The organism is Kitasatospora purpeofusca, assembly GCF_000718025.1.
Lineage (GTDB): Bacteria > Actinomycetota > Actinomycetes > Streptomycetales > Streptomycetaceae > Kitasatospora > Kitasatospora purpeofusca.
In genome coordinates this window covers 1-13,098 of record NZ_JODS01000032.1, presented here as the reverse complement: position 1 = coordinate 13,098, position 13,098 = coordinate 1, and the positions used below count along the sequence as shown (strand labels likewise).

Below are 13,098 nucleotides of genomic sequence, written 5' to 3'. Positions count from 1 at the left end.
CTGTAAGCGTTGGGCAACAATCGCGGTGAAATGCCCGGGCCGAACAGCCGCCGGAGCGCCCCGCAGGTCACGTCGGCGCGGGGCCGGGCGGGACCGGACGGGGCGTCCGGAAATTCCCGGCGGGAACGCGGCGGGCCTGCTTTGATGCACGGCGTGACCTCCCACGATCCCGCATCCACCGCCCCGACCGCCCCCGGCACCACCGCCGACACCGGCACCACCGGCACCACTGCCGCCTCCGCCGACCCGGCGCGGCCCGACCCGGTCCTCCTCGAAGCGATCGAGCGCTACTACGACGCCGTGCCCCGCGGCTCGGCCCGGGTCGAGGACTTCGGCCCGCTCAGCCTGTTCGTCGCGGAGGGCACCGGCTGGCCGTACTACGCCCGGCCGGCGCTGGGCCACCAGGGTCCGGCCGTCACCGCGGACGACGTCCGCCGGGTGCGGGCCCGCCAGCGCGAGCTGGGACTGCCGGAGGCCTTCGAGTGGGTGGCGGAGCACGACCCGCTGCTGCGCGCCGCCGTGGAGGAGGCGGGGCTGACCGTGCACGAGCACCCGCTGCTGGTGCTCGGCCCGCAGGACGGGCACCCGGCCGAGCCTCTGGACGACCCCCTGGACGGGCACGGGGACGCCGCCGGACCGGACGGTGTGTCGGTGCGGGTGCTGGCCGCCGACGATCCGGCCCTCGCCGAGGCGCTGGCCGTTCCGCACCTGGCGTTCGGCGAGCCGGGCACCGGCGTGGGCAGCGCGGGTCCGGCCGAACTGGCCGTGCGGGCCGAGGCGTTGAGGGCCGACGGGAGCGCGGAGCGACTCGCCGGGCGGATCACCGCCGGGAGGACGGCGCTCGCGGCGGCGTTCGGGGACGGCACGGCGCTCTGCGCGGGCCAGCACAACCCGGTCGGCGAGGTCACCGAGGTGGCCGGGGTTGGCACCCTCCCCTCGGCCCGGCGGCGGGGCCTCGCGCTGGCGGTCACCGCGGCCCTGGTCGCGCACGCCCGGGCCGGCGGGGCGCGGACGGTGTTCCTGTCCGCCGCGGACGAGGACGTGGCCCGGATCTACCGCCGGGCGGGCTTCCGCTCCTTCGCGACGGCACTGATCGCCGAACCGGGAGCCGAACCGGACGCCGGGTAGAAGACCGAAGCCGACACCGAAGCCGACACCGAACCGGACACCGAACCGGACACCGGGCCGGCCGCCGGGTCCCACCGGGCCCGCACCGTCCGCCGGGTCCCGCCGCTCACTCCGCGTCGTCGTCGTCCTCGCCGCTGACCTCCTCGTCCTCGGCCTCGTCCACCACCCAGGCGGCCAGCCGGTCCGCCACCCCGGAGACGGTCAGCCGCCCCTCGCGGATGGCCCGGGCGAGGCTGCGCACCTCACGGGCGGTGGTGGCCACCGTGCAGCCGCTGGCCACCAGGTAGGCGTAGGCGACGGCGGTGGCGAACAGCTCGTTGGTCTTCTCCAGCGCCGGGACCCGGATCAGCTGATGCATGAGGGCGGCGGCGCGGTCCTGCGGCTCGGGGTAGACGGCGATGTCGAAGATCTCGGCCTGGTGCCGGGCGACGGCGGCGAGCAGCGATCCGTAGTCGGTGACCTGCGGGTCACCGGGCGTGTACTGCTCGGCGGTCATGAGCAGCCACGAGAGGTCGACCTCCAGTTTCAACGGCGCACGTCCTGGAGGTCGGCCTCGCCCCGCTGCTCGCCGAACTCGGCCAGGAAGGCCGTCTCGTACTCCTTCATGAACTGCGCGGCCGCGTCGACGAACACCCGGCCCGCCTCGCCCATGTCCTGCTGGACCAGGCGTTCGATGTACTGGTTCATGCTGATCCCCTGCTGCTCCGCCCGCTCCCGGGCCATCTCCGCGGTGGTGGCGTCCACCCGGACGTTCAGCTGCTTCTTACCCATGCCTTCAAGCTAGCGCCGAAGTGCTAGCACAACAAGGGCTCGCGCATCCGCCGCACGCCCCGCCGGCGCACACCCGCACGCCCCGCCGACACGCCCGCCGTACGCCCCTACCGACTACCCGCTCCCCCGTCGTCCGACGCGCCCGGGGCCGCCGGGAGTGAGACTTGAAGAGTTCTTCACGTTCGGAGACTCTGAAGTGCCCTGAGCATTCCCTGGAGCGGCACCGACCGGTTGTGGAGGCCGGCAATGACAGCCATGTTCGACCAGGAGCTGCGCGAGCAGCTCGACCAGGCCCGCAAGGAACTCGCGGCCGCCCGGGCCGAGGGGGACGCCGACGGCGTCCAGGCGTACGAGGGCCGGATCGCCGGGCTGCTGCGGCTCGCCGCCCAGCACGGCGTCGACCTGCCGCACGACGCCCGGGAAGAGGAGCACAACCTGCCCTGAGCCGCCGCACCGGCCCACGAGACGACGGAGGCGGTACCCGCGCGAACGCCGGGTACCGCCTCCGTCATGTCCTGTCCTGTCCTGCCCGTACCCGGCCGCCGGCCGGGCCCGCGGCTACGCGCCCGCGATCGGCTCCAGGATCGCCACGCACTCGAAGTGGTGCGTCATCGGGAACAGGTCGAACGCCCGCAGCGACACCGGACGGTAGCCGCCCTCGCGGAAGAACCCGAGGTCCCGGGCCAGCGCCGCCGGGTCGCACGCCACGTACGCGATCCGGCGGGCACCGAGGCCGGCCAGGTGCGCGACGGTCTCCCGCCCGGCCCCCGCGCGCGGCGGGTCGAGCACGATGAGGTCGGTGGCGGTGATGCCGGTGCGCGGCAGCAGCGCCTCCACCCGGTCGCACTCGATCTGGACGTTCTCCAGCGCGGCCAGGTTGTGCCGGGCGTCGGCCACCGCCTGCTTGCCGGACTCGATGCCGAGCACCGCGCCGTCCTCGCCGACCCGGTCGGCCAGCGCGCCCGCGAACAGGCCCACCCCGCAGTACAGGTCGAGCGCGTTCTCGCCCCACTGCGGGTCCAGGCCGTCCAGGACGGCGTCGACCAGGGTGTCCGGGGCCTCGGGGTGGATCTGCCAGAAGCCGCCGTCGCTGACCCGCCAGGTCCGCCCGGCGGCGCGCTCGCGGACGAAGTTCCGGCCGTGCACCCGGTGGGTGTTGCCCTGGTCGTCGATGCGGCTGATGGAGACCGGCCGGTCCAGCTCGACCAGCGGCAGCTGCGCGCCCGGGGCCGGGGTGAGCACCACCTGGCGGTCGGAGGAGCCGGCGGCGGCGATGACCTCGACCGAGGCGACCCCCGGCCAGTCGTGCGCCTCCACGCCCAGCTCGGTGACGCCCTCGGTGGCGATCAAGCAGCGGTCGATCGGCTGGATGTCGTGCGAGCGGTGTTTGCGCAGCCCGACCTTGCCGGTGGCCGGGTCGACGGCGTACTGGACCCGGCTGCGCCAGGTCGGCACCTGTCCGGCCGGCAGCTTGTCGCCGACCGGCTCGACACTGCCGTCCCAGCCGGCCTCGGCCGGGGTCAGGCCCGCCAGCTTGGCCAGCTGCTCGGTCAGCACCTGCACCTTGAGCTTGCGCTGGCCGCCGGGCGTCACGTGCTGCCAGTCGCAGCCGCCGCACTTGCCCGGCCCGGAGAACGGGCACGGCGGGGCGATCCGCTCCTTGGCGGGCTCCAGCACCTCGACCGCGTCGGCACGCAGGAAGCGCGAGGAGGAGGTGCCCTCGGTGACCTGGGCGATCACCCGCTCGCCCGGCAGCGTGTGCCGGACGAACAGCACCCGGCCCTCGTGCCGGGCCACGCAGTGCCCGCCGCCGTGGGCGACCGGGCCGACCTCGACCTCGTAGCGCTCGCCGATCAGCGAGTCGCCGGCGGGCACCTTGGGCGCGGACTCGGCCCGGGGCGCGCGGGCGGTGGAGCGCAGCGCGCGGGGCGGGCGCACGGCCTGCTTGCGCGGGCGCGCGCCGTCCTTCGACCGGTCGCCCGGCTGCCCCTGCCGGTCGGAACGGTCCGAACGGTCCGAACGACCGGAACCGTCCGAACGGCCGTCACGCTCGCCGCGCGGCGCACGCTCGGTGCGCCCGGCCTTCTCCGGCCGGCCCGCACGCTCGGCGCGCTCGGGACGCTCAGTGCGCTCCGGGGCACGCTCCGGAGCGCGCTCCTCCGGCGCGAGCGGCGCCGTCCGCGCGGTGAATCCGTCGCGGTCGGTCGCCTCCGGCCGCTGCGGCTTGCCCCAGCGGGGCCGGGCGACCTGCCCCGGCTTGCCGGACGAACCGCCCTTGCGGGCACCCTTGCCGGAGGAGCCGTTGGAACGAGACGGGGTGTTGCGGGTCACTGGGAGGAGTCCTTCTTGCCGCTGTCAGCCGACCCGGCGGGCTTCGCCGAGACTTCCGACTTTACGGCCTTCGGCGCCCGGGGCTCACCACGTCGCACCGCGCCCGGCGCCGACCAGGCCTTCTGCGGCTTGCGCCGCTCGGACGACTCCAGCTGCCACGGCACCGAGGTGACCATCACGCCCGGCTTGAACAGCAGCCGGCCCTTCAGCCGCAGCGCGCTCTGGTTGTGCAGCAGGTGCTCGTACCAGTGGCCGACCACGTACTCCGGGATGTAGACCGAGACCACGTCGCGCGGGCTGCTGCGGCGCAGGTTCTTCACGTAGTCCAGCACCGGCGCGGTGATCTCCCGGTACGGCGAGTCCAGGACCTTCAGCGGCACCTCGATACCGCGCTCGTCCCACTCCGCGCGCAGCGCCGCGGTGTCCGCCGGATCGACGTTCACGGTCACCGCCTCCAGGGTGTGCGCCCGGGCAAGCCGCGCGTACGCCAGCGCGCGCAGCGCCGGCTTGTGCAGCTTGGAGACCAGGACGATGGCGTGCACCCGTGTGGGCAGCACCACGTCGTCCGGCTCCTCGGCGGCGACCAGCTCCGCCGACACCCGGTCGTAGTGCCGGCGGATCGCCTTCATCATCACGAACAGCACGACCATCGCCGCGATCGCGATCCAGGCGTGGCTGATCTTGGTGGCGAGCACCACGATCAGCACGGCCATGGTCATCACCAGGCCGAAGGTGTTGATCGCCCGGCTGCGCTGCATGTGGCGGCGCTTGGCCGGGTCGGTCTCGGTGCGCAGGTGCCTGGTCCAGTGCCGGATCATGCCGGACTGACTCATGTTGAACGACACGAAGACGCCGACGATGTAGAGCTGGATCAGCCTGGTCGGGTCCGCGTCGAAGGCGATGATGAACAGGATCGCGGCCAGCGCCAGCAGGATGATGCCGTTGGAGAAGGCCAGCCGGTCGCCGCGGGTGTGCAGCTGGCGCGGCAGGTAGCGGTCCTGCGCCAGGATCGAGCCCAGCACCGGGAAGCCGTTGAACGCGGTGTTCGCGGCCAGCACCAGGATCAGACCGGTCACGGCGGCGACGAAGTAGAAGCCCGGCGTGAAGTTGGAGAACACGGCCTCGCTGATCTGCGCCAGCGCGGTCTTCTGGTGGTAGTCGCCGGGCACGCCGACCAGCTGCTCGGCGGGCTGCTCGGCCATCTGGACGCCGGTCAGCCGGGCCAGCCAGATGATGCCCATGAACATCACGACCGCGATGCTGGCCATCATCAGCAGGGTGGTCGCCGCGTTCTTGCTCTTCGGCTTGCGGAACGCGGGCACGCCGTTGGAGATCGCCTCCACGCCGGTCAGCGCCGCACAGCCCGAGGAGAACGCCTTGAGCAGCAGGAACACCATGGCGAAGCCCGCCAGGGACTCGTTCCCCGGGGTCGCCTGCAGATGGAAGCCGGCGCTCTCGGCGGGCATGTCCTGCCCCAGGCCGAAGTGCCGGACCACGCCGTACACCACCATGCCGATCACGCCGACCATGAAGGCGTAGGTCGGCACGGCGAAGGCCGAACCGGACTCCCGGACGCCGCGCAGGTTCATGCCCATCAGCACGATGACCACGACGACCGACAGGGTCAGCTCGTGGCCGCGCAGGGCCGGCACCGCCGACACCACGTTGGCCACGCCCGAGGTGGTGGAGACCGCGACGGTCAGGATGTAGTCGACCATCAGCGCGCTCGCGACCACCAGGCCGGAGTTGGGGCCGTGGTTCACGGTGGCGACCTCGTAGTCGCCGCCGCCGCTCGGGTAGGCATGCACGTTCTGCCGGTACGAGGCCACCACGGCGAGCATGACGATGGCGACGACGACGCCGATCTGCCACGAGAAGTGGATGGCCGAGGCACCCGCCAGGGAGAGTGTCAGCAGGATCTCCTCGGGCGCGTACGCGACCGAGGAGAGCGCGTCCGAGGCGAAGACGGGCAGCGCGATGCGCTTGGGGAGCAGAGTCTCCCCCAGCTTGTCGCTGCGCAACGCACGCCCGATCAGGATGCGTTTCGGTAGGTCAGTCGGCATAGGCACGTTAAGGAATCGTAGGGGTAGTCGACCCCGGGGTCCGAAGGGCCACCCCTTTGCCGCCCGTCGGGGTGCCCCTTCGTCGCGACTGTGTTCGGTGGACCGGCTAGCGTGTCGGATACGAGCAGGGCGGCAACACTCAGGTTGTCGTACCGAGCCCCACGAGGACGCCCACCCCGGACACCGGGGCGGGGAAACGGAGATTGAGCGGTGTTTGCGCAGGTCATGGCCCCAACGGGACGGGTGAGGTAGCGCCGGTGCACATCGTCATCATGGGCTGCGGCCGGGTGGGCTCCGCGCTCGCCCGCGCACTGGAGAAACAGGGCCACTCGGTGGCCGTGGTCGACCAGGACCCGACGTCGTTCCGCCGGCTGGGTGCCGGATTCAACGGACGCCGGGTGACCGGGGTCGGCTTCGACCAGGACACCCTGAAGGAGGCGGGGATCGAGGAGGCCGGCGCCTTCGCCGCCGTCTCCAGCGGTGACAACTCCAACATCATCGCCGCCCGGGTGGCCCGCGAGAACTTCGGTGTGGAGAACGTCGCGGCCCGGATCTACGACCCCCGCCGCGCCGAGGTCTACCAGCGCCTGGGCATCCCGACCGTCGCCACCGTCCGCTGGACGGCGGACCAGATGCTGCGCCGGCTGCTGCCGAGCGGCTCCGAGCCGCTCTGGCAGGACCCGAGCGGCGCCGTCCAGCTCGCCGAGGTCGCCTACAACCCGGAGTGGGTCGGCCACCGGCTGAGCGAGCTGGAGGAAGCGTCCGGCACCCGGGTCGCGTTCCTCACCCGGCTCGGCGAAGGCGTGCTGCCCTCGTCCCAGATGGTGGTTCAGGAGGGCGACCTGGTGCACGTGATGCTGCGCCGCGCCGACCTGACGACGGTCGAGGCCGCGTTCGCGCGGGGCCCGGAGAAGGAGGGCCACTGATGCGAGTCGCCATTGCCGGAGCCGGCGCCGTCGGCCGCTCGATCGCGGGCGAGCTGCTGGAGAACGGCCACGAGGTCCTGCTGATCGACAAGAACCCGAACTCCATCTCGGTGGAGCGGGTGCCCATGGCGGAGTGGCTGCTGGCCGACGCCTGCGAGATCACCTCGCTCGACGAGGCGGCGCTGCAGCGCTGCCACGTGGTGATCGCCGCGACCGGCGACGACAAGGTCAACCTGGTCGTCTCGCTGCTCGCGAAGACCGAGTACGGCGTGCCCCGGGTGGTCGCCCGGGTGAACAACCCGAAGAACGAGTGGCTCTTCAACGAGTCCTGGGGCGTGGACGTCGCCGTCTCCACCCCGCGCCTGATGTCCGCCCTGGTCGAGGAGGCCGTCAGCGTCGGCGACCTGGTCCGGCTGATGCGCTTCAGCCAGGGCAACGCCAACCTGGTCGAGCTGACCCTCGCCTCCGACACCGAGCTGGTCGGCACCCGGGTCGGCGACGTGGCGTGGCCGCAGGACACCGCCCTGGTGACGATCATCCGCGAGGGCCGGGTCCTGGTACCGGGCAAGGACGACACCCTGGAGGGCGGCGACGAGCTGCTCTTCGTGGCCGCCCAGGAGCGCGAGGAGGAGCTGGAGGACCTGCTCTCCAGCTCCCCGGGCGCCAAGTAGCGCCGCCCGCCGTACGGCAACGGCCGGGGGCCCGCACTCCTCGTGAGTGCGGGCCCCCGGCCGTTGCCGTACGGCGTCCCGGCCTGGTCAGTGCCCCCGGGTCGGACCGCCCGCGGAGTGCTCGTGGCCGGGCTGCTCCTGCCCCGGCTCCGGCTCGTCGTCCAGCTGCGCCTTGATCGGCGGCGGCGCCTTCAGCAGGATCTGCCAGGTCACGTACATCGCCAGCAGCAGCGGCGGGATGCCCAGGGCGACCTTGAGCCAGCCCAGCAGGTTGACGTTGTGGGTGAAGTACAGCGGGAAGAGGATCAGCGGCTTGATGCCCATGATCACCACCCAGGCCCAGGTGGCCTTGGTGTAGGCGGCCAGCCGGCCCGGGTTCTCCTTGCGCCAGGTGAACATCTCGCCGGTCACCGGGCCGAGCATGATGCCGATCAGCGGCCAGCGGACCAGCGCCGACACCGCCAGGCCCACGCAGTAGCCGACGTTCCAGAGCAGACCGGGCAGGTAGAAGTTCTCCGCCTTGCCGGTCTTCATCGAGATCCAGGCACCGATCGCGACGCCGAACACCCCGCTGAAGGCGTGCTGGACGGTCTCCCGCTTCAGCAGCCGCGCCACCACGAACAGCGCGCTCAGGGCCAGCGCCGCCCAGGCGGCCGCCGGGACCTTGTGGGTGATGTTGTACGTGACGATGAAGACCAGACCGGGCAGGGTCATGTCGATCATGCCCCGGACCCCGCCGAACGCCTTCATCACGGTGTCGGCGGCCTCCCGCGAGGCCTGCGCCTGCCGGGCGGCCTCGTCGGCGTCGATCTCCACCACGCCGAGCTGGGCGGCGGAATCGCCGCCGGACTGCTTGCTCACGCTCATTCGCTCCCGTGTCCGACCGGACGCAGCTCGTAGCGGGGGTTGAACAGCACCCGCCGACCGCGCGCATGACTGATCCGGCCGCTGGCGACCAGACGGCGCCCCGGCTCGATGCCCATGATGGAACGGCGCCCGAGCCAGACCACGTCCAGCGCCTCGGTGCCGTCGAAGAGCTCCGCCTCCAGGGCCGGCACACCGGCCCTCGGGCGCAGCGTCACGGTCCGCAGGGTGCCCGCGACGGTGACCAGTTCCCGGTCCCCGCAGCTGGCGATCGGGGTACAGCCCGACTCCGCCGCGATCTCCTGCCGCAGCTCCTCGGCCTGGAGCTCCTCCGCGGAGGAGGTCAGCCGGCTGAGCATGCGGCGGAAGCGCCCCTGCGGCTGGCCGCTGCTGTTGTCACCACTCATGCCGGAAGGGTACCGGTTCCGGGGCCCCCGGCGGCAGGTCGCGCAAGCCGCCCGGGGCCCTGGCGGGGCTCCCCCGGGCGTCCCGCGGCGGCCGTCGGACGCACCCGGACCGCCGCCCGCTCACGCCTCGAAGCGGTAGCCCATCCCCGGCTCGGTGATGAAGTGGCGCGGGTGGGAGGGGTCCCGTTCGAGCTTGCGCCGCAGCTGGGCGAGGTACACCCGCAGATAGTTCGTCTCGGTGCGGTAGGCCGGTCCCCACACCTCCTGGAGCAGCTGGGTCTGGCTGACCAGACGGCCCGCGTTGCGGACCAGGACCTCCAGCAGATGCCACTCGGTCGGGGTAAGGCGGATGTCGCCGCCGTCCCGGTTGACCTTCTTCGCCGCCAGGTCGACGGTGAAGCTCTCGGTGACCACCACCGAGTCGTCCTCCCCCGCGACCGGCTCGGCCCGGCGGACGGCGGCGCGCATCCGGGCGAGCAGCTCGTCCATGCCGAAGGGCTTGGTGACGTAGTCGTCGGCGCCCGCGTCCAGCGCCTCGACCTTCTCGTCGGAGGCGTGCCGGGCCGAGAGCACGATGATCGGCACCCGGGTCCAGCCGCGCAGGCCCCTGATCACCTCGACCCCGTCCATGTCGGGCAGGCCGAGGTCCAGCACGACCACGTCGGGATGGCGGGCGGCGGCGAGCTCCAGGGCGCTCGCGCCGTCGTGCGCCGCGTCGACCTCGTACTTGCGGGCCTTGAGGTTGATCACCAGCGCGCGGACGATCTGCGGTTCGTCGTCCACCACGAGGACCCGGGTCATGCGGGCTCCGCCTTTCGGGGCTGTCGGATCTGTCGGATCTGTCGGATCGGGAGGTGGTCGTCGGGCGAGCGGTCGCTCGGGGCCGGGTCGTTCGGAGGGAGCCGTCCGGCAGCGGACGCTCCCGGGGCGGCGGCGGTCATGCGGGAGCCGCGGGGAGCTCGGGCCCCGGCGCGTCCCCCGGCCCGGGCACACGCTCGGCGGCCGGCAGGGTGACCACCATGGTCAGCCCGCCGCCCGGGGTGTCCTCGGCGGTCACGGAGCCGTCCATCGCCTCGACGAAGCCCCGCGCCACCGCGAGCCCGAGCCCCACCCCGGCCCCGCGCGGAGCGTCGCCGTATCGCTGGAAGGGCGCGAAGATCCGCTCCTTGGCGTCCTCCGGCACCCCCGGCCCCCGGTCCACGATCCGCAGCTCGACCCGGCCCGGCTCGCCCGGCGGCCGCAGGGCACCGGCCTTGACCAGCACCTTCACCCCGTCCGGGCTGTACTTCACGGCGTTCTCGATCAGATTGGCGAGCGAGCGCTCCAGCAGCCCGCCGTCCGCCCGGATCATCGGCAGGGTCTCCGGCACGTCCAGCCGGACGGCGCCCGGCGGGACACCGCCCAGCGCGAACGGCACCACCTCGTCCAGATCGGTCTCCTGGATGAGCGGGGTGACCGTGCCGGTCTGGAGCCGGCTCATGTCGAGCAGATTGTTGATCAGGTGGTCCAGCCGGTCCGCCCCCGCCTCGATCCCGGCCAGCAGCTCCGCCTCGTCCGCCTCGTCCCACTCCACGTCCTCCGAGCGGAGCGAGCTCACCGAGGCCTTGATCCCGGCCAGCGGGGTCCGCAGATCGTGCGAGACCGCCGCCAGCAGCGCGGTCCGGATCCGGTTGCCCTCCGCCTCGCGGCGCGCGGCCGCCGCCTCCCCCGCCAGCCGGCGCCGCTCCAGCACCACGGCCGCCTGGGCCGCGAACGCCCCGAGCAGCCGCCGGTCCTCGCCCGGCAGCACCCGGCCCCGCAGCGCCAGGGCCAGGTTCTCGCCGACCGGCACGTCGACGTCGGCCGTCTCCGGCCGCTCCGGCGGACGCGGGCCCGCCGCCGCCACCGGATGCCATGCCCCGAGCGGGTCGGGCCGCTCCAGCAGCACCGCCGATTCCTGCTGGAAGGTCTCCCGGACCTGCTCCAGCAGCGCGGTCAGCACCCCGTCCCCGCTGGGCGCCCCGCGCAGGACCGTGCCCGCCAGCGCGCTGAGCGTCTGCGCCTCGGTCTGGCTGCGGGCCGCCTGATGGGTCCGCCGGGCCGCCAGGTCGACCACCGAGGCCACCGCGATGCCGACGGCGGTGAATATCGCCACCGCCAGGATGTTCTGCGGCTCGTCGATCGTGAAGGTGTGGATCGGTGGAGCGAAGTAGTAGTTCAGCGCCGAGGAGCTGACCAGCGCCGAGGCCACCGCCGGGTACAGCCCGCCGACCAGTGCCGCGCCCACCGTCAGCGACAGGAACAGCAGCATGTCCGTGGTCAGGCCGAGACCGTCCACATTGATCAGCAGCAGCGCCAGCAGCGGCGGACCCGCCACCCCGATCAGCCAGCCCGCGACCGTCCGCGTCCGGCCGAGATCGGTCACCCGGCGGATCGGGATGCGACCCCGGCCCTTCGCCTCGTGCTCGTGCGTGACGATGTGCACATCGATGTCGCCCGACTCCCGGGTCACCGTGCCGCTCACACCGGGCCCGTAGACGTACTGCCAGGCCGGACGGCGGCTGGTGCCCAGCACGATCTGGGTCGCGTTCACCCCGCGCGCGAACTCCAGCAGTCCGGCGGCCGGATCGTCCCCCAGCACCGCGTGGTACGAACCGCCCAGGCCCTCCACCAGCGCCCGCTGCTCGATCAGCGTCTGCGAGGACCCCGAGCCGGAACCGGCCAGCCCGTCCGAGCGGGAGATGTGCACGGCCAGCAGCTCACCGCCGGACCCGCGGGCCGCGATCCGGGCCGCCCGGCGGATCAGCGTGGCACCCTCCGGACCACCCGTCAGACCGACCACGATCCGCTCGCGCGCCTGCCAGGTGCCCTTGATCCCCTGCTCGGCCCGGTACTTCTGCAGGTACTCGTCGACCCGGTCGGCCGTCCACAGCAGCGCCAGCTCCCGCAGCGCCGTCAGGTTCCCCGGCCGGAAGTAGTTGGCGAGCGCCGCGTCGACCTTCTCCGGCGCGTACACATTGCCGTGCGCGAGCCGGCGGCGGAGCGCCTGCGGCGACATGTCGACCAGCTCGATCTGGTCCGCCCGGCGCACCACCTCGTCCGGCACGGTCTCCCGCTGCCGCACCCCGGTGATGCCCTCGACGACGTCCCCGAGCGACTCCAGGTGCTGGATGTTCACCGTCGAGATGACATCGATCCCGGCCGCGAGCAGCTCCTCGACGTCCTGCCAGCGCTTCTCGTTCCGGCACCCCGGCACATTGGTGTGCGCCAGCTCGTCCACCAGCGCCACCTGCGGCCGGCGCGCCAGCAGCGCGTCCAGGTCCAGTTCCGTGAACACGGCCCCGCGGTGCGTCAGCTCCCGCCGCGGCACCAGCTCCAGACCCGCCACCTGTGCCGCCGTGTGCCGGCGCCCGTGGTCCTCGACGAACGCCACCACGACGTCCGTGCCGCGCTCCAGCCGCCGGTGCGCCTCCGCGAGCATGGCGTACGTCTTGCCGACCCCGGGGGCCGCCCCGAGGTAGATCCGTAGCCTGCCGCGTCCCATGTGCACCATTCTTGATCCGGCCGAAGCTGGCGGCCATCCCGGACACCAGTTCCCTTCGCCTTCGAGACTACGGCGAAGACGTCGCTTTGCCAGCGATCGGGGCCTTGAGCTGGGAGTTTTAGCGCCATTTTGATGGGGGTCCGGAGGCCGCAGCGCCCACCGGGGCAGAGCCCGGGGCACCGCCGGCCGGACGGGGTTGGGCTGGGGTGGGCTGGGCTGGGCTGGGCTGGGCTGGGCTGGGCTGGGCTGGGCTGCCGAATTCTCCGCCTGCTCCGAGGAAATTCGGGCAGAACGCAAAGAACCCCCGTCGGTTTTCCGACGGGGGTTCTTCACAATGATTGTTCGGCGGCGTCCTACTCTCCCACAGGGTCCCCCCTGCAGTACCATCGGCGCTGTGAGGCTTAGCTTCCGGGT

Annotated in this window: 12 protein-coding genes and 1 rRNA gene; 4 read left to right on the top strand and 9 right to left on the bottom strand. The window is 72.8% G+C overall.

Translation table 11 applies throughout. The annotated features are described in order from the left end of the window. Positions 1-279 precede the first annotated feature (279 nt). Positions 280-1,128 (top strand): GNAT family N-acetyltransferase, encoded by an 849-nt coding sequence (locus IF01_RS0133455; RefSeq protein ID WP_037782173.1) that lies wholly within the window; start codon positions 280-282, stop codon positions 1,126-1,128. A gap of 106 nt (positions 1,129-1,234) precedes the next feature. Here the strand turns inward: IF01_RS0133455 and IF01_RS0133450 are convergent, their stop codons facing one another. Continuing rightward, positions 1,235-1,657 carry a hypothetical protein gene (locus IF01_RS0133450; RefSeq protein ID WP_037782157.1) on the bottom strand — a complete coding sequence of 141 codons (423 nt, stop codon included), beginning with the start codon at positions 1,655-1,657 and terminating at the stop codon, positions 1,235-1,237. Continuing rightward, positions 1,654-1,899: a toxin-antitoxin system HicB family antitoxin gene (locus IF01_RS0133445; RefSeq protein WP_030397363.1), complete on the bottom strand. Its 246-nt coding sequence runs from the start codon at positions 1,897-1,899 to the stop codon at positions 1,654-1,656. Before IF01_RS0133445 ends, IF01_RS0133450 begins: the two co-directional genes overlap by 4 nt. Before the next feature lie 246 nt (positions 1,900-2,145). On the opposite strand from IF01_RS0133445, the gene IF01_RS0133440 reads away from it, so the two are divergent. Then, positions 2,146-2,343 (top strand): hypothetical protein, encoded by a 198-nt coding sequence (locus IF01_RS0133440; RefSeq protein WP_149030414.1) that lies wholly within the window; start codon positions 2,146-2,148, stop codon positions 2,341-2,343. Positions 2,344-2,457: 114 nt separating this feature from the next. Here IF01_RS0133440 and IF01_RS0133435 read toward each other — a convergent pair whose 3' ends face one another. Together IF01_RS0133435 and IF01_RS0133430 are read right to left on the bottom strand one after the other, a co-directional pair. Next, entirely contained in the window at positions 2,458-3,774 is a 1,317-nt protein-coding gene (locus IF01_RS0133435) for a class I SAM-dependent RNA methyltransferase (RefSeq protein ID WP_030397361.1), read from the bottom strand. 452 nt (positions 3,775-4,226) lie between these two features. Next, positions 4,227-6,299, bottom strand: a complete 2,073-nt coding sequence (locus IF01_RS0133430; RefSeq protein WP_094745709.1) for an APC family permease — start codon at positions 6,297-6,299, stop codon at positions 4,227-4,229. Between the two features lie 251 nt (positions 6,300-6,550). Here IF01_RS0133430 and IF01_RS0133425 point away from each other — a divergent pair, with 251 nt between their 5' ends. Together IF01_RS0133425 and IF01_RS0133420 are read left to right on the top strand one after the other, a co-directional pair. Beyond that, positions 6,551-7,219 carry a potassium channel family protein gene (locus IF01_RS0133425; RefSeq protein WP_030397359.1) on the top strand — a complete coding sequence of 223 codons (669 nt, stop codon included), beginning with the start codon at positions 6,551-6,553 and terminating at the stop codon, positions 7,217-7,219. After that, positions 7,219-7,890: a potassium channel family protein gene (locus IF01_RS0133420; protein ID WP_030397358.1), complete on the top strand. Its 672-nt coding sequence runs from the start codon at positions 7,219-7,221 to the stop codon at positions 7,888-7,890. The genes IF01_RS0133425 and IF01_RS0133420 overlap by 1 nt, the downstream gene beginning before the upstream one ends. 87 nt (positions 7,891-7,977) lie before the next feature. Here IF01_RS0133420 and IF01_RS0133415 read toward each other — a convergent pair whose 3' ends face one another. From IF01_RS0133415 to rrf, 5 genes are all read right to left on the bottom strand, one after another. Beyond that, positions 7,978-8,751: a DUF3159 domain-containing protein gene (locus tag IF01_RS0133415; RefSeq protein ID WP_244215712.1), complete on the bottom strand. Its 774-nt coding sequence runs from the start codon at positions 8,749-8,751 to the stop codon at positions 7,978-7,980. Positions 8,752-8,753: 2 nt separating this feature from the next. Continuing rightward, complete coding sequence (locus IF01_RS0133410; RefSeq protein WP_030397356.1) at positions 8,754-9,161, bottom strand: OB-fold nucleic acid binding domain-containing protein; 408 nt, start codon at positions 9,159-9,161, stop codon at positions 8,754-8,756. Positions 9,162-9,281: 120 nt separating this feature from the next. Continuing rightward, positions 9,282-9,962 (bottom strand): response regulator, encoded by a 681-nt coding sequence (locus IF01_RS0133405; protein WP_030397355.1) that lies wholly within the window; start codon positions 9,960-9,962, stop codon positions 9,282-9,284. 136 nt (positions 9,963-10,098) lie between these two features. Continuing rightward, on the bottom strand, positions 10,099-12,684 hold the full coding sequence (locus IF01_RS0133400; RefSeq protein WP_030397354.1) for a DUF4118 domain-containing protein: 2,586 nt from the start codon (positions 12,682-12,684) through the stop codon (positions 10,099-10,101). Between the two features lie 340 nt (positions 12,685-13,024). Then, a 5S ribosomal RNA gene (rrf, locus tag IF01_RS51815) occupies positions 13,025-13,098 on the bottom strand; the annotation flags it as partial.